The following is an 18,216-nucleotide window of genomic DNA, read 5'->3' on the forward strand; positions in this document are numbered from 1 at the left end:
ATCACGACGGCCGCGGGAGGAATCTATGTCGCGCTTTCTCACAGGCGGCGCCGTCGCCGCCCTTGCCCTGGCCGCCTGCGCATTCGCCGGTTCCGCCTCAGCCCAGACCTACAGCCGCCTGGTCGTGTTCGGCGACAGTCTGAGCGATAACGGCAATCTGTATTTGATTTCGGGCGGCACGCAGCCGCCGTCGCCGCCCTATTATCAGGGCCGGTTCTCCAGCGGTCAGGTCTGGACGGAACGGCTGGGCTTCAACGCCGCCAACTTCAACGGCTCGGTGACCGGCAGCATCAACTATGCGTTCGGCGGTTCACGCACCGACACCTCGGCCGGCGTGCCGTTCGGGATGCTGAATCAGTTGGCGCGCTATACGGCGGCTGGTGGCAAGTTCGGCGCGACCGATCTGGTGACCGTGTTGGGCGGGGCCAATGACATCTTCCAGGCCCTGCCGGCGGCGGGGGCTTCGGCCAGCCCGGTGGCGGCCATGACGCCGGTGGCGACCGGGGCTGCGGCCAACGTCAACAGCCTGGTCAACAGCGTGGCGGGCGCGGGCGCGGGCACGATCCTGGTGTCCAACCTGCCTAAGCTGAGCATCACGCCGCAGTTTAGGGGCACGCCCGCCGCGCCCCTGGCCGACTATTCGGCGACGACCTTCAACACCGCGCTGCAGACCGGCCTGAATGCGGTCGCCGCCGCGCGGCCGGGGTCGAACATCATCATGATGGACCTGTTCAAGATCGGGGACACCATCACCGCCAATCCAGGCCAGTTCGGCGTCAGCAATGTCACAGCGGCCTGTTTCAACGGCGTCAGCGTCTGCGCCGACCCGTCCAGCTACTTCTATTTCGACGGGGTTCACCCGACCGCCACCGGTCATATTCTGATCGCCAAGCTGGCGACGGACTACCTCTACTACGCCGACATCGGCGCCCAATCGACGCTGCAGGGCGAGACGACCTATCGCCACCGCGAAGAGGCGCTGGAGGCGGCCAGCGAAGCCCTGTCGGGACGCGCGGCTTGGGAGCAGGGCGTTTCGATCACCACCTCGGCCAACTACAACAACACCAAGACCGACGCGCGCGGTTCGGTGCGGTCATCGACCTCTGACGGATGGGGCGGGCGGATCGCGCTGGAGGCGGGGCCGTCGGCTTCGTGGCGGTTCGGCATGGCGGGTTCAGCCCAGAAGGCGGACGTCGACAGCGATGCGTTCAAGTTCTCGGTCGAAAGCTTCGGGCTGGATCTGTACGGCGGCTGGCGCGCGGACAATGTCTTCGTCAACGCGGCGGTCGGCGTGGCGCGCGATAACATCAACGACATCAAGCGCACCACCAGCCTGGCCCCGATCGTCCACACGGGCGACACGCGCGCGGTCAGCACCGGCGCCCGTCTGCAGGGTGGGATGTGGTTCGACATGGGCGGCTTCGCCCTGTCGCCGCGTGCAGCCCTGGCCTATGTCGCCAGCGACGTGGACGGCTACTACGAGCAGGGCGTCGCCGCCCAGTATCAGTACGGCGATCGCACGGTGAAGGCCCTGACCGGCGAAGTGTCCCTGCGCGCCGAGGCGGAAATGGGCGGGTTCGGGCTGTTCGCCGAGGGCGGCTATCGTGATGCGTTGGACGACAGTTCCGATCCGGTGCGCGTCGGCATCTTCAACAACCCGGCGCAGGTGTTGTCGCGCGAAATCGATGATCCGTTCGGCGGTCAGTTCCTGGCGTCTGCGGGCGTCGAGGGTCTGGTTGGGCCGGTGAAGGTGACCGTCGGCTATCGCGGCCGGTTCGGCGACCACGCCGACAGCCACACGGGCGGCATTCAACTGCGGTTGCCGCTGTAAGCGTGAAGCGCGGGGAGGGGGCTCAGCGCCCCTTCTTGCGCACCCACATGGCGGCGTCCGCCTCGGTCAGCCAGACTTCCGGGTCGGTATGACCGTCCAGTGCCCGAACGCCGAAGGAGCCGCCCAGTTCGGTCTTCTGGCCGTCCCAGACGAAGCCCTCTTCCTTCAGCGCCGCGTCCAGCTGGCGGGCCTTGGCGCGACCTTCCTCAAGCCCGGCGTGCAGCATCAGAAGCCCGAACTCGTCGCCGCCCAGGCGGCCGACGGAATCCGATTCGCGCAGGTTCCGCAGGAACAGCTTGGCCACCGCGATCAGGGCGGCGTCGCCCGCCGCATGGCCCAGGGTGTCGTTGACGCTCTTGAACCCGTCCATGTCCAGATAGAGCAGCACAGCGGGAACGTCGTGGCGCTGGCAATAGGCGATGGTGCGCGACATGGCGCCGATGAAGCCGCGCCGATTCAGCGCCGGGGTCAGGACGTCGTGGTCTGCCAGGGCCTCGGCCATTGCGGCGCGCTGCTTCCACGTCTCCAGTTCGGCGCGCAACCGGGCCAACTCGGCGTTCAGGTCGTGATCGGCCACGTCGGTCAAGGCGGCGGAAGGCTCCGGGGCGCGCGGCAGAATCGGGCGCGCAATCAGGCGATGTTAGAGCCTGATCTCACGACATTGAAGGTGGCGCGGCGCCGAAACCGGCGTGAGAACGGGCGGAAATGGCAGCTTGGCGCACCCTGTTCGGTTGCGGGCGTCGTCTGCGTGCTGTAACGGGCGGCCTTTCCGCGAGGGGCCTTACAGACATGGCGACTTCCGCAACGCCGGTGGCGATCATCATGGGCAGTCGATCCGACTGGCCGACGATGAAGCTGGCCGCCGACAAACTGGATCAACTGGGCGTGGCCTGGGAGGCCAAGGTCGTCAGCGCGCACCGCACGCCGGAGCGGCTGGTTCAGTTCGCCACGGGCGCCAAGGCCGCCGGATACAAGGTCATCATCGCAGGTGCGGGCGGCGCCGCCCATTTGCCGGGCATGGCCGCATCCATGACCGAACTGCCCGTGCTGGGCGTGCCGGTGAAGTCCAAGGCGCTGAAGGGCATGGATAGCCTGTTGTCCATCGTGCAGATGCCCGCGGGCGTGCCGGTTGCGACCCTGGCCATCGGCGAGGCGGGCGCCGCAAACGCCGGCATTCTGGCCGCGCAGATACTGGCCCTGTCGGACGAGGCCCTGGCGGAACGCCTGGCCGCCTTCCGCGTCGCCCAGACCGAATCCGTCGCAGAATCCGTCGAGGACTGACGTGCCCAGCCTTCCGCTTCCCCCCGGTTCGACCCTCGGCATCATTGGCGGAGGCCAACTGGGCCGGATGCTGAGCCAGGCCGCGTCGCGTCTGGGCTTTGACGTCGTCATTCTGGACCCTGAGGCCAACAGCCCGGCGGGCCGGGTGTCGGCGCGCCAGATCGTCGCCGCCTATGACGATCCCGAGGCGCTGACGGCGCTGGGCCGAGCCGCCGACGTGGTGACGTTCGAGTTTGAAAACGTGCCCGCCGCATCCATCGAACGTCTGGCCGAGGCCGGGGCTCTGGTCGCACCGGGACCGACGGCGCTGCGGGTGTCGCAGGACCGGGTGGATGAAAAGACCTTCCTGAACGCCGTGGGCGCGCCGACGGTGCAGTTCGCGGTGGTGGACACGCTGTCAGACCTGATCGACGGGCTGACGGTTCTGGGCGTTCCCGCCCTGCTGAAGACCCGCCGTGAGGGTTATGACGGCAAGGGCCAGGTCTGGATCCGCGACATCGCCGATGCGGCGGATGCGCTGGAAAGCCTGGGCGGCCGTCCGGCGATCCTGGAGGCCAAGGCCAGCTTCGTGCGCGAACTGTCGGTCATCGCCGCGCGCGACTGGGACGGCCATATGGCGGTCTATCCGCTGGGCGAGAACAGCCACGAGGGCGGGGTCCTGCGCACCACCCTGGCGCCTGCGACGGTGGACGAGAAAACTCAGGTCCGCGCTCGCGCCATCGCCGAGGCGATTCTGGACGGGCTGGATTATGTCGGGGTGCTGGGCGTCGAACTGTTCGACATTCCCGTTCCTGGGGGCGACGACGTCCTGCTGGTCAATGAGATCGCGCCGCGCGTCCACAACACCGGCCACTGGACCCAGGATGGCTGCGTCTGCGATCAGTTCGAACAGCATATCCGCGCCGTGACAGGCTGGCCCCTCGGCCCCACGACCGCCCACGCCCGCGTCGAGATGACCAATCTGCTGGGTGACGAGGTCGACCAGTGGCGCGATCTGGCCGGCAAGGCTGACGAACGCGTGCACCTGTACGGCAAGGCCGAGGCGCGCGCAGGCCGCAAGATGGCGCATGTGAATCGGGTGTTGGGAGCAGTTTAAGGCTTCTCCCTGTTGAATTCTTAGGCTTCGTCATCCTCGGGCTTGACCCGAGGATCGGACGTTGTGCTGACTGTGCGTGTATTCCCGCGCAATGCGGCGGATCATCTGATCCTCGGGTCAAGCCCGAGGATGACGAGGATAGGGCGTTAAGCCCGCGCCCCGTAACGCATCCGACTCAGCACGTCCGACACCTTCCTGAAGGGGGCGTCGAAATCCTTGCCGGCTTTCCATTTTTCGAAGGCCATGACGTTTTCGATGCGGCGGGCGACGAATTCTTCCGCCGCCTCACGACCGTCGAACCAGCGCATGGTCAGGGCGGGAATCAGGATGCCCGACAGGATGGTGCGCTTGGAATAGTGGTTCCAGTCGGTGGCCTCGTCCCCGGCCCAGCGCCACAGATGATCGGCGCTTTCCCAGGCCAGTTTCAGCCCCAGGTCGGCATTGACGGGCAGGGCCAGGAAGGCGGCGCAGCGGCGCGTGGCCTCAAGGTCGGCGGCGCCCGCCTCCATGCGCTCGGAGACGGCGCGGGCGATTCGTTCGCGAATCTTCAATGACTTGGCGTCGATCTGGCCCAGAGCGTCCAGAGCGCGGGCGTCATGACGGCGCGACAACAGGACGGCCAGATCGCGCGCGCCGTTGGGCAGCAGCAATTCTTCGTCGCCAACGGACAGGCTGCTGGCCTCGCACGCCTCGCGCACCAGGCGCGCGTTCCAGCCCAGGACGGGCGCACGGACAATGGCGGCGTCCAGCACGGTCTGCTCGGTGCGGTCGGCCCAATCAGGGTTCTGTGTCATGGGGGGAACATACGCCTGTCGCGCGGGGGTTTCGAGCCTTCAAGAATGGTCGCGTTGAACTGGACAGGGCAGGGTGGGTCGTGTATCAGCGCGCCTTCATCCGAGAGGCTCGCTTCCGGAAGACGATTTTATTTTGTTCGCCCGTCTCCCTCACAGGACGCGGCGGGCGGCCAAAGGAGAGTTTAACCTGGTTCAGATTTTCGTCCGCGACAACAACGTCGATCAGGCGCTGAAAGCCCTGAAGAAGAAGATGCAGCGCGAAGGCAGCTTCCGTGAAATGAAGCGCCACGTGCATTACGAAAAGCCGTCGGAAAAGCGCGCTCGCCAAAAGGCTGAAGCCGTCCGCCGCGCCCGTAAGCTGGCTCGCAAGCGCGCTCAACGCGAGGGCCTGCTGCCCGCGCCGAAGCCGCGCGTGCCCGGCGGTCGTTAAGACCCGCCCCGCAAGGGACCTGGCGAAAGCCAAAAGATTTGAGGCCGCTTCCGAAAGGAGGCGGCCTTTTTCTTAGTTCGCGTGTCGTCTTCTGGCGATGAGGGCTGGTCTAGCCAGGCATGCAGTAAATAGCGGCGCCGTCACCGTGCTCGGAAACGCCGATGTTGAGGCCCATAACGGCGCCCTCTCGGTATTCACTGCCGGATGGAGGAAGGCCGAAGCCGAGCCGGTTTGCCGTCGCCAGAACCTGTGCGCGATCTGCGTCAAACAAAAGTTCGAAGCCCTGTTCGCTTTCGACCCAACCGACGACCGCGACCGATCGGAGAGGCAGGTTGTGCCAGACGCCGTGAAGCGGAAGCGTCGCTCGGTATTCGTTCCCGTTGGTCTTCAAATGCGGGGTTCCGATCATGCCGCTGAATTCCGGGGGAATCTGAGGTGTTTTCAACGCCGGAGTGTAGCTGACGCCTGATGGCTCGAAACTGACCAGGCTGTTCAGGAGTGCGTCGAAGGTTTTGTCCGGTTCACAGCTCTTGGGATCGACAAAGCTAATCAGCCGATCAAACGAAGGGGAAGCTGATGTGCAACCCAACCCTAATGATACACATGCGACAGCGGCGATCTGACGATATGTCATGTCATCTCACCCCCGCCCGGTGATCGCCCGCCCGAACGACTTCCAACTCAGTTTCACATCCGACAGCGCGCCAGCCCGGAACGCTCGCCCGGCGATCCAGACCATCAGGGCTGCGGTGGCGAACATGCCGATCAGGGTCAGGATGATCTCGATCAGGGGCGGATCACTGGGCGCGCGGGCGCTCATCAGGAAGGGGGTGAAGAAGGGTATCCACGACAGGATCTTCACCACCGGGGCGTCCGGGCTGGTCAGGGCCATCTGCATGACCATGATCGGCACGATCAGCACCATCATGATCGGCCCCATCAGCGTCTGGGCGTCGCGGGGCGTCTCGCAGAAGGCGCCGATGGCGGCGAACAGCACGGCGTACATCAGGTATCCGCCAACCATATAGGCGATGAAATAGAAGACCAGACCCTGGTGCAGCAGCACCTGGCCCACCTGTACGGCGGTCTGGGGCGCAGCGGATAACAGGACGAAGGCGCCTAGCCCGCCCCAGGTCGCCAACACGGTCAAGGTCAGGAAGGCCACGCCCAGCACCTTGCCGGTCAGGATTTCGGTGGCCGAAGCCGAGGACAGCAGCACCTCAAGGATGCGGTTCGACTTTTCCTCCATCACGCTGTTCAGCAGGATGGAGGCGCCGGTCAGAACAAGCGACCACAGCAGGAACCCGGCGCCCAGGCCGATGAAGGAGGGCAGGCGGTCGCGCATCGACACCTCGCCCCCGCTGGCGGCGTTGGGCGAGAAGGCCTTCACGTCCGGGCGGAAGGATTCTATCTGCTCGACCAGGGCGGGCGCGACCCCGGCGGAGACCAGCATCTCCTCGCGATAGCCGGTGCGCAGGGCGCTGCGGACGAAGTCGCCGACGTCGGAATCATTGGCGCGTCCGGTCCAGACCTGGGCTGAGGGGCGGCCATCCTGGCGGGTCAGGAAGACGACGGCGTCCAGGCGTTGGTCGTCGGGCGTGCTCTTGTCCAGCGCATGACGAATCGCTTCGTCACGCGATGGTCCCGCCGATGCGTCAGCGATAGCGGCGGGGGCGGGAACCAGACGAATCTTTGGTCCGCCCAGAGAGGCGACGGCGCGTCCGGCGCCTGCCTGGCCCTTGGCGGCGGCGTCCTGCGCGCGCTGGTTGATGCGGTCCTGCTCGGCCTTGAGCGCGGACTGGACGACGGCGGCCAGGCCGGAGGCGTGTGGCCCTTCCTCGACGATGGCGACGGCTTTGATCGGTTCGGCGGAGCGGATCAGCAGGGGAATGCCCCCGCCCAGCACAGCGAACAGGGGAAAGGCCAGCAGCGACAGCCAGAAGCCGACGGTCTTGGCATAGGCGACATATTCGCGTCGGGCGATCAGCAGGGTGCGCTTCATTGGGCGATCTCCCGAATGGCGGGCTGGTCCGGGTGGTCGCCGGTCAGGCCGATGAAGGCGTCGTGCAGGGTCGGCTCCTTCAGGGCGAAGCGGCGCACGTCCAGGCCGCCCAGGAAGGCGGCCTTCAGCGTCTCCTGGCCTGCCGCGCCGGGCAGAAGGGCGACCTTCAGTCGGCCGTCAGCCAGGGTTTCGACGTTGGCCACGCCCGGCAAGGCGGCGGCGGCCTCTGCGGTGATGTCGCCTTCCAGATCCAAAAAGCGGGGCGAGGTGGAGCGGGCCTCGTCCACCGAACCTTCGAACGCCTTTCGCCCGCGCGCCAGCAGCACGACCTTGTCGCACAGGCGTTCGGCGTGCTGCATCACATGGGTGGAGAACAGGACCGTGGCGCCGTCGGCGGCCAGACCCCGGATCATCTCTTCCAGACCCTGCTGGTTCATGGGGTCCAGGCCCGAAAAGGGCTCGTCCAGAATGACGAACTCTGGCCGGTGCACGACCGAGGCGATCAACTGCACCTTCTGGGCCATGCCCTTGGACAGTTCCTTCATCTTCTTCTTTTGCGACGCGCCCAGGCCCTGCTGCTCCAGCATCACCTTCGCGCGCTTCTTGCCCTCAGCAATGGGCAGGCCCTTCAGGGCGCCGAAAAAGGCGATGGCCTCGACCGGGGTCATCTTCTTGTAGAGGCCGCGCTCTTCGGGAAGGAAGCCGATGCGGTCGCGCACCAAACGCCCGTCCGACGCGCCCAGAATGTCGATCCGCCCGCTGGTCGCCGGCTGCAGCCCCAGGATCATGCGCAGGGTCGAGGTCTTGCCCGCGCCATTGGGCCCCAGGAAGCCGCAAATGGACCCCTTGGAGACCGCGAAACTGAGGTCGCGAACAGCTTCGAAATCGCCGTATCGCTTGGTCACGCCCTCAAGCGTCAGTGCCGCTGTCATGCCGCCTCCCGTTTCTTGACCTTGAGCCTAGCAAGGGTTCGGGAGGCGGCGCCAGCGGGAAGGGAATCAGGCCTCTGGATTAAGGCGCTGGGCGTCCTCGATGGTGAAGGCAATGGCCTGACCATGCGACAACTCCAGCGTATTGCCGTCAGGATCGGCGATATAGGTCCAATAGCCGACGGGCGGACCGCTGTCGGTCGGGGCCTTGCGCAGTATGCCCTCGCGCGCGGCCTGTTGCGCCAGACGGTCCACGTCTTCGCGGCGGGCGCAGGCGACGCCCAGATGGCCGAACGGACCCAGCGGGGTGTCGTCCAGCGCCTCGGACTCCACCAGCACCAGGGCGAATGGGCGCGAGAAGTCGGTCAGCCAGGCGACGGCGCGGATGGCGCCGCCAGCCTCGCGGCGATGGATCACCGTCATGCCCGCATAATGTTCGTAGAAGCTGATGCTGCCCTCCAGGTCTTTGACCACGAAGGCGATGTGCGAAAGGCCGGTGTCGTTCATCGGTCATCTCCTTGCTGCGTTGCAGACGTGGAGGTGAGCCATAATTGTGAATGTTGGAAATCGTCATTTCTAACGACTAATATTCACCAGATGAATGATCTCGCTGCGCTGGACCTGAACCTTCTGGTCGTGTTGGAGGCCCTGTTCGCCGAGCGACATGTGTCACGCGCGGCGCTGCGGCTGAATAAAAGCCAGCCCGCCGTCAGCCAAGCGCTGGGGCGGCTGCGGCAGACATTCGACGATCCCTTGCTGATCCGTGGCGCGGACGGCTGGGAGCTGACGGCGCGGGCGCGCGAGATGGAGCCGATGCTGGCCGAAACCCTGGCCGCCGTGCGGGGGCTGGTGCGACCGGCGCCCTTTGATCCGGCGCAGACCCGCCGGACCTATCGCCTGACCATGTCAGACTATGCGTCGGCCATGCTGGCGCCGCGCCTGCTGCCGGTGCTGAGGAAGCAGGCGCCGGGGGTGCGGCTGTCGATCACGACCCGCAGTCGGGACGCAGCCATGGCGGCGTTGGTGGACGGCGACATCGATCTGGCGCTGGGGGTGTTCCCCGATCGCCCGGCCGAGGTGCGCGAGGGCCTGTTGCTGGAAGAGCGGTTTGTCTGCGTCATGGATCGCTCGACCCTGGAGCCGGGGTTTGATCTGGCGGCCTATCTGGCGCGGCCGCACGTATCGGTCGCTGTGCAGGACGGGCGCGTGGATGAGGTGGATGGGGCGCTGGCGCGTCTGGGCCAGTCGCGGGACGTCGTGGCGACCTTGCCGCACTGGAGCGTGGCGCAGGACCTGATTGCGGGGACGGATCTGGTGCTGACCATCGCCAGCCGAAGCCTGCGCGAACCGCTGGACCCGCGTCTGGCGGTCATGTCGCCGCCGTTCGCCCTGGCGCCGTTCCGCTTCGTCCAGACCTGGCACGCGCGGCGAGACGGTGATGTCGGGCTGCGCTGGCTGAGAGAGCGGCTCAACCACTGCGTGGTCGAGACCTAGGTGTTGGCCTTAACCGCAACTTCGAAATTGCGGCCGACAACGCGTGTGGGGTTCACCTGATCGCCGTTGCGGCGGACTTCAAAATGCAGATGGGGGCCGGTGGAATAGCCGGTGGAGCCGACCAGGCCGATGCGTTGCTCGGGCGTGACCCTGTCGCCCGTCGCCACGTCGATGCGGCTGAGGTGGCCGTAGATGGTGGTCATGCCGTTGGGGTGGGCCACTTCGATGAAGTTGCCGTATCCGCCCGCGTCATAGCCGGTGCGGATCACCTCGCCCTCAGCCGCGGTGAAGACCGAGGTTCCTTTGGGGGCGGCGATATCGACGCCCTTGTGGGCGCGGGCGCGGGCCTCGATGGCCAGCTTACGAATGCCGAAGTCGGAGTTGATGGCGTATCCGCGCACCGGCATCTGGAAGGCGATCTGGCGCATGACAGGACCGGCGGCTTCGACCTGGGCCTGAACGGGTGGTGCGACGGGGGCGGAGGTGGCGTCGATCAGGGTCGGGGAAGCCGTCACGGCGGGTGCGGCGGCGGCGGCCAGCACGGCGACCGTGACCAGGGCGGCGGTCTGACCCGAATGGATCAATACGGATTTCGCCCGCGACAGGGGGGCGATCGGAAGCAGGCGTCGCATTCGGCGGCGTCTCCGGCATCTGGCGCTCTTTGAGCGTTGTGTGGGGACGCGACGCGAGAGAACGCTGCGGACACCCGGCGGGGAGGCCGGGCTTATGCCTGCTGCATGGGGCGACTTTTGGACCCTGAAGGGGCGGCGCAGGGTCGCAAATGTCGCAGGTTAGGCGATGATGTCCGGCAGGATGCGGTCTTCGATCTTAACGATCTCGTCCTTCAGTGCCAGTTTCTTGCGCTTCAGACGGGCGATCATAAGCTGGTCGGGAATGGCCGCCTGGCCCAGGGCCTCGATGGAGGCGTCCAGGTCCGCGTGCTCCTGGCGCAGCAGTTTGACGCGGGCGTGCAGCGCCGCCTCTTCTTCGCTGATGTCTGGAATGTCGTCGTTCATCGCAGGGTCCCCACGGCCTTATACGCCAGCGAATTTCAGGCCGGAAGGGCGTCGGCCAGGCGGATCAGCGCCGGGCGCGGCGTGACGCGTGACCAAACCCGCGTCGTGGCCGCCAGTCCGTCGATGGCGGGGCGCGACGCGCCGGCGGGCGGCGGGGCCAGGGCCTCCAGCGCCTCAAGCAGATGTTTCTCGGCCTCCAGCTCCAGCGCCTTGATGCGGTTGCGCACGCTTTCGCGCGGACCGTCGTCGATGTCCGGCACAGGCGCCTTCAGGGTGCGGCGCACGGCGCGCAGGGGGGCGACCACCACCCCGTCCCAGGCGCGGGCGGTGTCGCAGGCGGCCTCTATCGTCTCCTCGTCAGGACGGCGACCGGTCTGGGCGACCCAGGCGGACCACAGCAGCAGGGGGACGTTCTGGTCGTGGTGATCCTGCAGCGACAGGCAGGCGTCGGCCACGTCCGGAGCGGCATAGGCGGCGACCGCCCAATCCCAAAGCGACATTATTTCATTCCATCCCAACGCTTCACCGCCGACCAGTCCAGACCGAACAGGTCCAGCGCCCGGCCGACCGATTGATCGACCATCTCCATGATGGAGGCGGGCCTGGCGTAGAGGGCGGGCAGGGGCGGGGCGATGACGGCGCCCATTTCGGTCAGGGCCGTCATGGTGCGCAGGTGACCAAGATGCAGCGGGGTCTCGCGCACCATCAGAACCAGCGGGCGGCGTTCTTTCAGTGTCACGTCTGCTGCGCGGGTCAGCAGGGAAGAGGTCACGCCGGTGGCGATCTCGCTCATCGTCTTCACGGAGCAGGGCGCGACGATCATGCCCAGGGTGCGGAAGGAGCCGGAGGCGATGGTCGCGCCGACGTCGCCCAGTTTGTAAACCACGTCCGCCTTGCCGGTCAGATCGTCGGGGGACATCTCCGTCTCCTGCGACAAAGTGAGCAGGGCGGCCTTTGTCACGACCAGATGGCTCTCAACGCCCAGGTCTTTCAGCGCGTCCAGCACGCGGGCGCCGTAGATGACGCCGGAAGCCCCTGAAATCCCGACCACTATTCGCGCGGGTGGGTTTCTTATGGCTCCGTTCACAACATCGACCATTTTGAGGGTCAGCCTCCGTGGGGTCCGGCGAGGCGGGCCGTCACTGGAATGTGATTCCACAGCCTGCCGATCCGGGCGCTCACTCTAGTGGTCCCTAACCAACGGAGGCGCAAGCCATGACCATCGAGGCTCGTATTCGCGAACTGGGTAATCGTCATCGCGTTCTGGATCAGACGATCCAAAAGGAGTTGACCCGCCCGTCCGTGGACCCGCTGCAGGTCAGGGAGCTGAAGCAGAAGAAGCTTAGGCTGAAGGAAGAAATCACCAGTCTGGAGGCGCGAGCGACCTAGCGCCGCTCACGACCTCCCGAAAATGACGACGGCCCCGGAGAGCGATCTCCGGGGCCGTTTAGCATCTGTGCGACGCGAAGCGAGATCAGTCGCGCTTGCCGAAGACCGACTCGGCGGTGGGTTCGGCGCTGGGGCGTTCGCGGGCCTCGGGAACGAACTCGGGCTCCGCCTCTTCAACGACGGCCTGGATGGTGCCGCCGCCGTTCTTGAGGTCGTCCTTGGCCTTCTTGTCAGCAGCCTTCTTGACAACTTCGTCCAGAACCAGCTGGCCGACCAGACCCAGGGTCACCGGATCGACCGGCTTGATGTTGGCCGAGTTCCAGTGAGTGCGGTTGCGCACGCTCTCGATCGTGGACTTGGTGGTGCCCAGCAGCTTGGCGATCTGGGCGTCGGCGACTTCCGGGTGGTTGCGCACGAACCAGGCGATGGCGTCCGGGCGGTCCTGGCGACGCGAAACAGGCGTGTATTTCGGCGCAGGCTTGGCGGATTTCAGCAGTTCGGCGTGACGGCTGACGATAGCCTTCATCCGATAGTTTTCGTTGGCCTGGGCCTTGTCCAGTTCTTCGCGGGTCAGTTGGCCGCCGGTGACGGGGTCCACGCCGCGAATGTCGCGCGCCACGTCGCCGTCCGCGATGCCGCGCACTTCCAGCGGGTGCAGGCCGCAGAAGTCCGCGATCTGCTCAAAGCTGAGGGAGGTGTTGTCGACCAGCCAGACCGCAGTGGCCTTGGGCATCAGAATGTCGCTCATGGGGCGTTCGTCCCGGTATGATTTTGCAGCCGAAGGGGCCTTCGGCAGGCGTTGGATACGACGGCGCCCGGCCTTTCGACCGGGCGCTTATGGTTTCGATATAGGCCTATTCGCGTGAAAAGAAAACGCTGACCGACAATGCTATACAGCGACGGTTCATGTTCGTCGGTCTAGTTCGGCCAACAAGAGGCGTCGCCTCGTTCTGGAGAGGAAGAACACAATGTCCATTCTGCTTGGCGCCGCCATGTTTGCGGCGATGGCTTCGGGTCAAGACTTTTCGGTGCAGCGTGTCGCGCCGCGCGGCAGCTACGCCCAGACCTGCGCGAACGCCTACACGAACCAGGGGCGCCTTTATGCCGACTGTCGCGACGAGCGGGGCCAGATTCGCGGCACCTCGATCGAACTGGCGCGGTGCAGCGGCGACGAAATCGTCAACAACAACGGCCTGCTGGTCTGCGGCCGCACCCGTGGCGACTATGAGGATCGTGGTCCGGGACGTCCCGGCCAGGGCGGCGCCAACGGCGGGGGCTGGGGCAATGGCGGCGGCTGGGGCAATGGCCGCACCCCGCAGGGCAGCTACACCGGCAGCTGCAACAATATCTCGGTGCGTGGCGATCAACTGACGGCGACCTGCCGTGACACGCGCCGCAACGAACGCACCAGCACCCTGAACATCAGTCGCTGCGGCCGTGCGGACATCAGCAATGACAACGGCCTGCTGGTCTGCGGACCGCAGCGCGGCCAATGGGTCGGCGGCGGCAACGGCGGCGGCTGGGGCGGCTGGGGCGGAAACAATGGCGGCGGCTGGGGGCAGACCTCGATCACCGTTTACGACAACGCCAACTTCCGCGGCTCTTCGCGCCAGTTTGTCGATGAAGACCGCAACCTGGGCCGCACGCCGTTCAATGACCGGATCGTTTCGATCCGCGTCCAGGGCCGTTGGGAAGTCTGCACGGACGCCGACTTCCGGGGCCGCTGCCGCATCATCGACCGCGACGTCAGCCGTCTGGACGGCGACTTCTACCGCAGCATCTCTTCGGTGCGCCCGGTCGGCCGTCGCTAGGCTGTAAGAAGGAGGATCCGGGGACGGCCTGCCGCCCCGGATCAGACGGCCTCAGGTCGTCAGCATGATCTTGCCCACATGATCCCCCGCTTCCAATGCGCGATGGGCGTCGGCGGCTTTCTCCAGCGGGAAGGTCGCGTGGATCGGCGGCCTGACCGCGCCGGATGCGATCCATGGCAGGGCGGTCGTTTCGACAGCCGCCGTCAGGCGGGCCTTCTCATCCGCATGGCGCGCGCGCAGGGTCGATCCCGTCAGGGTCAGGCGTTTGACCATGATCCGCATCAGGTCGACCTCGGCTAGCGATCCCGTCAGGGTGGCGATCACCACCCAGCGTCCGCCCGGCTTGAGGGCCTTCAGGTTCAGTTCGGCGTAGTCGCGTCCCACCATATCCAGAACCACGTCAGCGCCGCCGGCTTCGGCGATGGCGGCGGCCAGGTCATCGGTTTTGGCGTCCAGACTGATGTCGGCGCCCAAAGCCTTGGCGGCGGCGGCCTTTTCAGCCCCGCGCGAGGTGGCGATGACCTTTGCGCCCGCCGCCTTGGCCATCTGGATGGCCGTGACGCCGATGCCGCTGGTCGCGCCGTGGATCAGCAGGGTCTCGCCCGCCTTCAGACCGCCTGCCTCGAAGACATTGGTGAAGACGGTGAACACGGTCTCGGGCAGGGCGGCCGCCTGGACGAAATCAAGCCCCTCGGGGATCGGCAGGACGTGACGAGCATCCACAACCGCCTTGTCGGCATAGCCGCCGCCGCCCAGCAGGGCGAACACGCGGTCGCCGACCTGCCAGCGGCTGACGCCGTCGCCGACCGCTTCGATCTCGCCCGACACTTCCAGCCCCAGCACCTCTGACGCGCCGGGCGGCGGGGGATAGGCGCCGATGCGTTGCAGCAGATCAGGACGGTTCACCCCGGCGGCATGGACGCGGATCAGGACCTGGCCCGGTCCCGGCGTGGGATCAGGGCGTTCGGCCAGGGTCAGGGCTTCCGCCGGGCCTGAGCCGCCGTCGATGGTGATGATGCGCATGAGGGCTCCGCTTGCAATCGTCCGTGTCCGGGCGCTCTCATATGGGTTTGAGGCCGTGTCAGGCCAGTGCAACAGAGGCAGAAAGGGACGCCATGTTTGAGGACCTCGAACCCCGCCCCCAGCGCGGCGAGGCGCTGACCGCATTGTCGCGGGAAGATCTGGATCTGGTTTCGGTGGGTGATCTGCAGGAGCGGATTGAGGCGCTGGAGCGTGAAATCGCGCGCAGTCGTGCGGCCATAGAGGCCAAACAATCCAAAAAGAACGCAGCAGACGCCCTGTTCAACTTCGGATCGTGAATCGTCCGTTAAGGGAAATCATGGCATGACGGTTGCAGGCTTGACGCAACAGGCGCCGTCATGGGCCCATTTCAGGACCAATCCTAGATCCGATGATGATGTCTGATACGACCCCGCACTCGGCACAGACCTCGGCGGCCGCGCTGGAGCGTGGACGCACGGTGCGTGACTTCGCGCGTTCCGAACTGTTCGACCGCACCTTCCGCGAAGGCATGGAGTTGGTCGAGGAGACGGCCGCCTATCTGGACGGCGAGGGACGGCGCGATTCCAAGATCCTGTCGCGGGCTGCGGCCCTGGCCTATGCCGCCGAGAGCATGAAGCTGACGACGCGCCTGATGCAGATTGCGTCCTGGCTGCTGGTGCAGCGGGCCGTGCGCGAAGACGACATGACGCCTGAGGCCGCCTGCGCGCCGCGCTATCGTCTGAACGCCCGCAAGGTCGAGACGGAGCCCAGTCACGCCGAGCTGCCCATCGCCCTGATCGAATATGTGGTGCGTTCCGAAAAACTGTTCGACCGCGCCCTGTATCTGGACCGGCGCATGTATCTGGATGGTCAGGACGAGACGCCTGAGAACCCGGTGCTGAGCCAGTTGGGCATGTTGGAAGCGGCGTTCAGAGAGTAGAGGGCGCGATTTCCTTCTCCCGTTGGGAGAAGGTGGCCCGTGGGGTCGGATGAGGGTTCTGTTCGCCGAAGTGACGTCGCAGTCGTGACCCTCACCCTTTCACGCAAGAACGATCGCTGGCGCTCTCGTGCGTTCAAGCCCTCTCCCAATGGGAGAGGGTTGTCTTTTACGGTCCGACGTCGCTGGCGTCGCGGCGGCCGCCGTCGTCGATGGGCTTGGGCAGGTTGACGGCGATGCCCAGCGCCTGGGCCAGCTTGTCGTCGCGGCCATAGCCGTCCTCGCGGAACGCCACGCGCCCCTGACCGTCCACGAAGGCGGTCCAGTACAGCAGGCGCACCGAGATTTCGCGGCCTGTGGTGACACGGGTCGTCTCACGGCTGTCCTGGGCGGCGTCGAACTGGTTCAGCTTGGTCGGGTCGGGCGACAGCAGCAGGCGTGCGAACTCCACCGCATCCTGAACCCGGACGCAGCCGTGACTGCGCTGGCGCATGGACAGGTTGAATGCGCCCTTGGACGGCGTGTCATGCAGGAAGATGGCGTAGCTGTCGCGCAGTTCGAACTTCACATAGCCAAGGGCCGAGCGGGGGCCGGCGCGCTGAATGACCGTGCCGTTCTGAACATACATGTCGTTGGCGGCCAGATAGCCCGGACCCTTTGGCAGGATTTCGCGGCGCGCGATGCCGGCGGGCACATACCAGGGCGGATTGGCGACGACCGAGGCGAACGGTTTTTCCAGGCTGGGCGTCTGGTTGTCGGCGGATCCCACGACGACGCGGTTGGAGTGGACCGGTTTGCCGTCCTTCCAATAGACCATGATGGCGGCGGCGGTGTTGACCTCGATCCGCTCAGGCGCGACGTCGCGTTTCAACCAGCGTCGGCGCTCCAGGTTCAGGGCGATTTGGCGGGCGCGCGTCTCGGCCGTGGCCGACAGAGAACGCTGTGTGCCCGGGCCGACACGACCGTCTGCGCCCAGGCCGTGACGAACCTGGAAGCCCTCGACCGCCTTTTGCAGTTCGGAGCTGTAGGTCAGGCCCTGGGCCTTCAGGCGCGCGCCGTCAGCAGACGTCAGATCGCCCTCGGCGACCAGACGGTCGATCAGCGCGGGGATGCGACGGTCGCTGGCGTTCGGTTCGATGGTCGGCCCGGCGGGGAAGGCGGGCCAGCCGCCCTGCGCCGCGATCCGGCGATAGCGGACATAACCGGCGGACAGGTTCTGATAGCCGATGTCGGTCGGGGCCAGGCCTTCGAACCAGTCCAGCAGAATGTTGCGGCTCAGGGCGTCTGACAGGCCGCGCGGCAGGTCGACGCGGTTCTTCTGCATCTCCCACAGGTCTTCGACCGTTTCGGGACGAACCTTACCCAGAGCCAGCGCACGGCCATAGCCGAGGGCCGCCGCCGTCGTGCGCAGATCGGACGATGCCGGGTCGGCGGCAAGGCCGACGAAATCGAAGAAATCGTTGGACGCCAGGCCGTGACGTTCCGACCGTTGGGCGACGGCGTTCAGAGCCCGGATGCGTTCGGCGTTCCACACCGGACGCCAGCCGTTCATTTCATAGAAGGCCCGGACATCAGGCTGTTGCGCTTGCGGCAGGCGGCCGATCTGGTCGTTGAAACTGTTGTAGAAGGCGGTCGCCTCCGGGGTCCGCTGCACATAGACCTGTTGTGCGCGCGCCGTAGAGCCGAGGGCCATGGTCGCGGTCGCGACGCCCAGACCCAGTTCCCGTCTATTCATAACCAGTCTGCTTCTCGATCAGTTCGACCCCCGTGGATCGACGCCTTGCTTTGCCTTACCCCGAACGCCCGTATGTTATCGGCGTTCCAGACAAACAAAAAGCGCCGGTCCTGCGACCGACGCTCTTCGTGACCATAATGCTGCAGTATGCCGCAGCCTTAAGGGTCTTACTTCTTGATGAAGCCGGCGAACTTGTTGTTGAAGCGCGAAACGCGGCCGCCCCGGTCCAGCAGGTGGGCGTTGCCGCCGGTCCAGGCCGGGTGCGTCGACGGGTCGATGTCGAGCGCCAGCTTGTCGCCTTCCTTACCGTAGGTCGAACGGGTCTGGTAGGTGCTGCCATCGGTCATCACGACGGTGATGAAGTGGTAGTCGGGGTGCGTGTCGGGCTTCATGGTGGCGTCCGGTCTCTGGCGCGATGACGATGCCGACCGTCTGTGCGCATGAAATGAGAAACCCGCCGATGAGGGCG

Annotated in this window: 23 protein-coding genes; 9 read left to right on the forward strand and 14 right to left on the reverse strand. The window is 66.1% G+C overall.

The features are described from left to right. The first annotated feature begins 25 nt into the window (after window positions 1–25). Window positions 26–1,831: an autotransporter domain-containing protein gene (locus tag KWG56_RS02245; RefSeq protein WP_219353571.1), complete on the forward strand. Its 1,806-nt coding sequence runs from the start codon at window positions 26–28 to the stop codon at window positions 1,829–1,831. Between the two features lie 22 nt (window positions 1,832–1,853). Here the strand turns inward: KWG56_RS02245 and KWG56_RS02250 are convergent, their stop codons facing one another. Then, window positions 1,854–2,408, reverse strand: a complete 555-nt coding sequence (locus tag KWG56_RS02250) for a GGDEF domain-containing protein (RefSeq protein ID WP_244999721.1) — start codon at window positions 2,406–2,408, stop codon at window positions 1,854–1,856. A 212-nt stretch (window positions 2,409–2,620) separates the two neighbouring features. Between KWG56_RS02250 and purE the strand changes: the two genes are divergently transcribed. Together purE and KWG56_RS02260 are read left to right on the forward strand one after the other, a co-directional pair. Beyond that, complete coding sequence (purE, locus tag KWG56_RS02255) at window positions 2,621–3,112, forward strand: 5-(carboxyamino)imidazole ribonucleotide mutase (protein WP_219353572.1); 492 nt, start codon at window positions 2,621–2,623, stop codon at window positions 3,110–3,112. A gap of 1 nt (window position 3,113) precedes the next feature. Next, the gene (locus KWG56_RS02260; RefSeq protein WP_219353573.1) at window positions 3,114–4,208 is read left to right on the forward strand and encodes a 5-(carboxyamino)imidazole ribonucleotide synthase; all 1,095 of its coding nucleotides are present in this window, start codon (window positions 3,114–3,116) and stop codon (window positions 4,206–4,208) included. Between the two features lie 146 nt (window positions 4,209–4,354). Here the strand turns inward: KWG56_RS02260 and KWG56_RS02265 are convergent, their stop codons facing one another. Next, window positions 4,355–5,002 carry a COQ9 family protein gene (locus KWG56_RS02265; RefSeq protein WP_219353574.1) on the reverse strand — a complete coding sequence of 216 codons (648 nt, stop codon included), beginning with the start codon at window positions 5,000–5,002 and terminating at the stop codon, window positions 4,355–4,357. 187 nt (window positions 5,003–5,189) lie between these two features. On the opposite strand from KWG56_RS02265, the gene rpsU reads away from it, so the two are divergent. Then, window positions 5,190–5,432: a 30S ribosomal protein S21 gene (gene rpsU / locus KWG56_RS02270; RefSeq protein WP_087120183.1), complete on the forward strand. Its 243-nt coding sequence runs from the start codon at window positions 5,190–5,192 to the stop codon at window positions 5,430–5,432. Window positions 5,433–5,541: 109 nt separating this feature from the next. Here the strand turns inward: rpsU and KWG56_RS02275 are convergent, their stop codons facing one another. The 4 genes from KWG56_RS02275 to KWG56_RS02290 form a co-directional block, all read right to left on the reverse strand. After that, a complete protein-coding gene (locus KWG56_RS02275; RefSeq protein ID WP_219353575.1) occupies window positions 5,542–6,066 on the reverse strand; it encodes a hypothetical protein in 525 nt (174 codons plus the stop codon). 6 nt (window positions 6,067–6,072) lie between these two features. Further along, window positions 6,073–7,434 carry an ABC transporter permease gene (locus tag KWG56_RS02280; protein WP_219353576.1) on the reverse strand — a complete coding sequence of 454 codons (1,362 nt, stop codon included), beginning with the start codon at window positions 7,432–7,434 and terminating at the stop codon, window positions 6,073–6,075. Continuing rightward, window positions 7,431–8,366: an ABC transporter ATP-binding protein gene (locus KWG56_RS02285; RefSeq protein ID WP_219353577.1), complete on the reverse strand. Its 936-nt coding sequence runs from the start codon at window positions 8,364–8,366 to the stop codon at window positions 7,431–7,433. The genes KWG56_RS02280 and KWG56_RS02285 overlap by 4 nt, the downstream gene beginning before the upstream one ends. Window positions 8,367–8,432: 66 nt before the next feature. Beyond that, window positions 8,433–8,870: a VOC family protein gene (locus KWG56_RS02290; RefSeq protein ID WP_219353578.1), complete on the reverse strand. Its 438-nt coding sequence runs from the start codon at window positions 8,868–8,870 to the stop codon at window positions 8,433–8,435. Window positions 8,871–8,960: 90 nt separating this feature from the next. On the opposite strand from KWG56_RS02290, the gene KWG56_RS02295 reads away from it, so the two are divergent. After that, window positions 8,961–9,857 carry a LysR substrate-binding domain-containing protein gene (locus tag KWG56_RS02295; protein ID WP_219353579.1) on the forward strand — a complete coding sequence of 299 codons (897 nt, stop codon included), beginning with the start codon at window positions 8,961–8,963 and terminating at the stop codon, window positions 9,855–9,857. Here KWG56_RS02295 and KWG56_RS02300 read toward each other — a convergent pair. From KWG56_RS02300 to KWG56_RS02315, 4 genes are all read right to left on the reverse strand, one after another. After that, window positions 9,854–10,489 carry a M23 family metallopeptidase gene (locus KWG56_RS02300; RefSeq protein WP_219353580.1) on the reverse strand — a complete coding sequence of 212 codons (636 nt, stop codon included), beginning with the start codon at window positions 10,487–10,489 and terminating at the stop codon, window positions 9,854–9,856. The genes KWG56_RS02295 and KWG56_RS02300 overlap by 4 nt on opposite strands. A 159-nt stretch (window positions 10,490–10,648) precedes the next feature. After that, window positions 10,649–10,873: a YdcH family protein gene (locus KWG56_RS02305; RefSeq protein ID WP_219353581.1), complete on the reverse strand. Its 225-nt coding sequence runs from the start codon at window positions 10,871–10,873 to the stop codon at window positions 10,649–10,651. A 35-nt stretch (window positions 10,874–10,908) separates the two neighbouring features. Beyond that, window positions 10,909–11,373 carry a TIGR02444 family protein gene (locus KWG56_RS02310; RefSeq protein ID WP_219353582.1) on the reverse strand — a complete coding sequence of 155 codons (465 nt, stop codon included), beginning with the start codon at window positions 11,371–11,373 and terminating at the stop codon, window positions 10,909–10,911. Next, entirely contained in the window at window positions 11,373–11,972 is a 600-nt protein-coding gene (locus tag KWG56_RS02315; protein WP_219353583.1) for a UbiX family flavin prenyltransferase, read from the reverse strand. Before KWG56_RS02315 ends, KWG56_RS02310 begins: the two co-directional genes overlap by 1 nt. Window positions 11,973–12,088: 116 nt before the next feature. Between KWG56_RS02315 and KWG56_RS02320 the strand changes: the two genes are divergently transcribed. Continuing rightward, a complete protein-coding gene (locus KWG56_RS02320) occupies window positions 12,089–12,262 on the forward strand; it encodes a YdcH family protein (protein WP_201097088.1) in 174 nt (57 codons plus the stop codon). 85 nt (window positions 12,263–12,347) lie between these two features. Here KWG56_RS02320 and KWG56_RS02325 read toward each other — a convergent pair whose 3' ends face one another. Then, window positions 12,348–13,010 (reverse strand): DUF1013 domain-containing protein, encoded by a 663-nt coding sequence (locus tag KWG56_RS02325; protein ID WP_219353584.1) that lies wholly within the window; start codon window positions 13,008–13,010, stop codon window positions 12,348–12,350. A 220-nt stretch (window positions 13,011–13,230) separates the two neighbouring features. Between KWG56_RS02325 and KWG56_RS02330 the strand changes: the two genes are divergently transcribed. Continuing rightward, window positions 13,231–14,073, forward strand: coding sequence for a beta/gamma crystallin-related protein (locus KWG56_RS02330; RefSeq protein WP_244999606.1), 843 nt, complete (start codon window positions 13,231–13,233; stop codon window positions 14,071–14,073). A 51-nt stretch (window positions 14,074–14,124) separates the two neighbouring features. Here KWG56_RS02330 and KWG56_RS02335 read toward each other — a convergent pair whose 3' ends face one another. Continuing rightward, window positions 14,125–15,096: an NAD(P)H-quinone oxidoreductase gene (locus KWG56_RS02335; RefSeq protein ID WP_219353585.1), complete on the reverse strand. Its 972-nt coding sequence runs from the start codon at window positions 15,094–15,096 to the stop codon at window positions 14,125–14,127. A gap of 92 nt (window positions 15,097–15,188) precedes the next feature. Between KWG56_RS02335 and KWG56_RS02340 the strand changes: the two genes are divergently transcribed. Together KWG56_RS02340 and rcdA are read left to right on the forward strand one after the other, a co-directional pair. Next, complete coding sequence (locus KWG56_RS02340) at window positions 15,189–15,392, forward strand: DUF1192 domain-containing protein (protein ID WP_109348180.1); 204 nt, start codon at window positions 15,189–15,191, stop codon at window positions 15,390–15,392. Between the two features lie 92 nt (window positions 15,393–15,484). Then, window positions 15,485–16,015 carry a protease adaptor protein RcdA gene (gene rcdA / locus KWG56_RS02345; protein WP_370874281.1) on the forward strand — a complete coding sequence of 177 codons (531 nt, stop codon included), beginning with the start codon at window positions 15,485–15,487 and terminating at the stop codon, window positions 16,013–16,015. Window positions 16,016–16,181: 166 nt separating this feature from the next. On the opposite strand, the gene KWG56_RS02350 is transcribed toward rcdA, so the two are convergent. Further along, window positions 16,182–17,747, reverse strand: coding sequence for a L,D-transpeptidase family protein (locus KWG56_RS02350; RefSeq protein ID WP_219353586.1), 1,566 nt, complete (start codon window positions 17,745–17,747; stop codon window positions 16,182–16,184). A 167-nt stretch (window positions 17,748–17,914) separates the two neighbouring features. Then, window positions 17,915–18,139, reverse strand: a complete 225-nt coding sequence (gene rpmE, locus KWG56_RS02355) for a 50S ribosomal protein L31 (protein ID WP_201097096.1) — start codon at window positions 18,137–18,139, stop codon at window positions 17,915–17,917. Window positions 18,140–18,216 lie beyond the last annotated feature (77 nt).

Origin of the sequence: Brevundimonas nasdae (genome assembly GCF_019395145.1) — a bacterium.
In the GTDB taxonomy this organism is placed as follows: Bacteria; Pseudomonadota; Alphaproteobacteria; order Caulobacterales; family Caulobacteraceae; genus Brevundimonas; species Brevundimonas nasdae.

Coding starts and splice junctions, on each gene's coding strand:
- KWG56_RS02245 (WP_219353571.1), top strand. CDS start 26: ATGTCGCGCTTTCTCACAGGCGGCGCCGTCGCCGCCCTTGCCCTGGCC.
- purE (WP_219353572.1), top strand. CDS start 2,621: ATGGCGACTTCCGCAACGCCGGTGGCGATCATCATGGGCAGTCGATCC.
- KWG56_RS02265 (WP_219353574.1), bottom strand. CDS start 5,002: ATGACACAGAACCCTGATTGGGCCGACCGCACCGAGCAGACCGTGCTG.
- KWG56_RS02275 (WP_219353575.1), bottom strand. CDS start 6,066: ATGACATATCGTCAGATCGCCGCTGTCGCATGTGTATCATTAGGGTTG.
- KWG56_RS02280 (WP_219353576.1), bottom strand. CDS start 7,434: ATGAAGCGCACCCTGCTGATCGCCCGACGCGAATATGTCGCCTATGCC.
- KWG56_RS02285 (WP_219353577.1), bottom strand. CDS start 8,366: ATGACAGCGGCACTGACGCTTGAGGGCGTGACCAAGCGATACGGCGAT.
- KWG56_RS02290 (WP_219353578.1), bottom strand. CDS start 8,870: ATGAACGACACCGGCCTTTCGCACATCGCCTTCGTGGTCAAAGACCTG.
- KWG56_RS02295 (WP_219353579.1), top strand. CDS start 8,961: ATGAATGATCTCGCTGCGCTGGACCTGAACCTTCTGGTCGTGTTGGAG.
- KWG56_RS02300 (WP_219353580.1), bottom strand. CDS start 10,489: ATGCGACGCCTGCTTCCGATCGCCCCCCTGTCGCGGGCGAAATCCGTA.
- KWG56_RS02305 (WP_219353581.1), bottom strand. CDS start 10,873: ATGAACGACGACATTCCAGACATCAGCGAAGAAGAGGCGGCGCTGCAC.
- KWG56_RS02310 (WP_219353582.1), bottom strand. CDS start 11,373: ATGTCGCTTTGGGATTGGGCGGTCGCCGCCTATGCCGCTCCGGACGTG.
- KWG56_RS02315 (WP_219353583.1), bottom strand. CDS start 11,972: ATGGTCGATGTTGTGAACGGAGCCATAAGAAACCCACCCGCGCGAATA.
- KWG56_RS02320 (WP_201097088.1), top strand. CDS start 12,089: ATGACCATCGAGGCTCGTATTCGCGAACTGGGTAATCGTCATCGCGTT.
- KWG56_RS02325 (WP_219353584.1), bottom strand. CDS start 13,010: ATGAGCGACATTCTGATGCCCAAGGCCACTGCGGTCTGGCTGGTCGAC.
- KWG56_RS02330 (WP_244999606.1), top strand. CDS start 13,231: ATGTCCATTCTGCTTGGCGCCGCCATGTTTGCGGCGATGGCTTCGGGT.
- KWG56_RS02335 (WP_219353585.1), bottom strand. CDS start 15,096: ATGCGCATCATCACCATCGACGGCGGCTCAGGCCCGGCGGAAGCCCTG.
- KWG56_RS02340 (WP_109348180.1), top strand. CDS start 15,189: ATGTTTGAGGACCTCGAACCCCGCCCCCAGCGCGGCGAGGCGCTGACC.
- rcdA (WP_370874281.1), top strand. CDS start 15,485: ATGATGATGTCTGATACGACCCCGCACTCGGCACAGACCTCGGCGGCC.
- KWG56_RS02350 (WP_219353586.1), bottom strand. CDS start 17,747: ATGAATAGACGGGAACTGGGTCTGGGCGTCGCGACCGCGACCATGGCC.
- rpmE (WP_201097096.1), bottom strand. CDS start 18,139: ATGAAGCCCGACACGCACCCCGACTACCACTTCATCACCGTCGTGATG.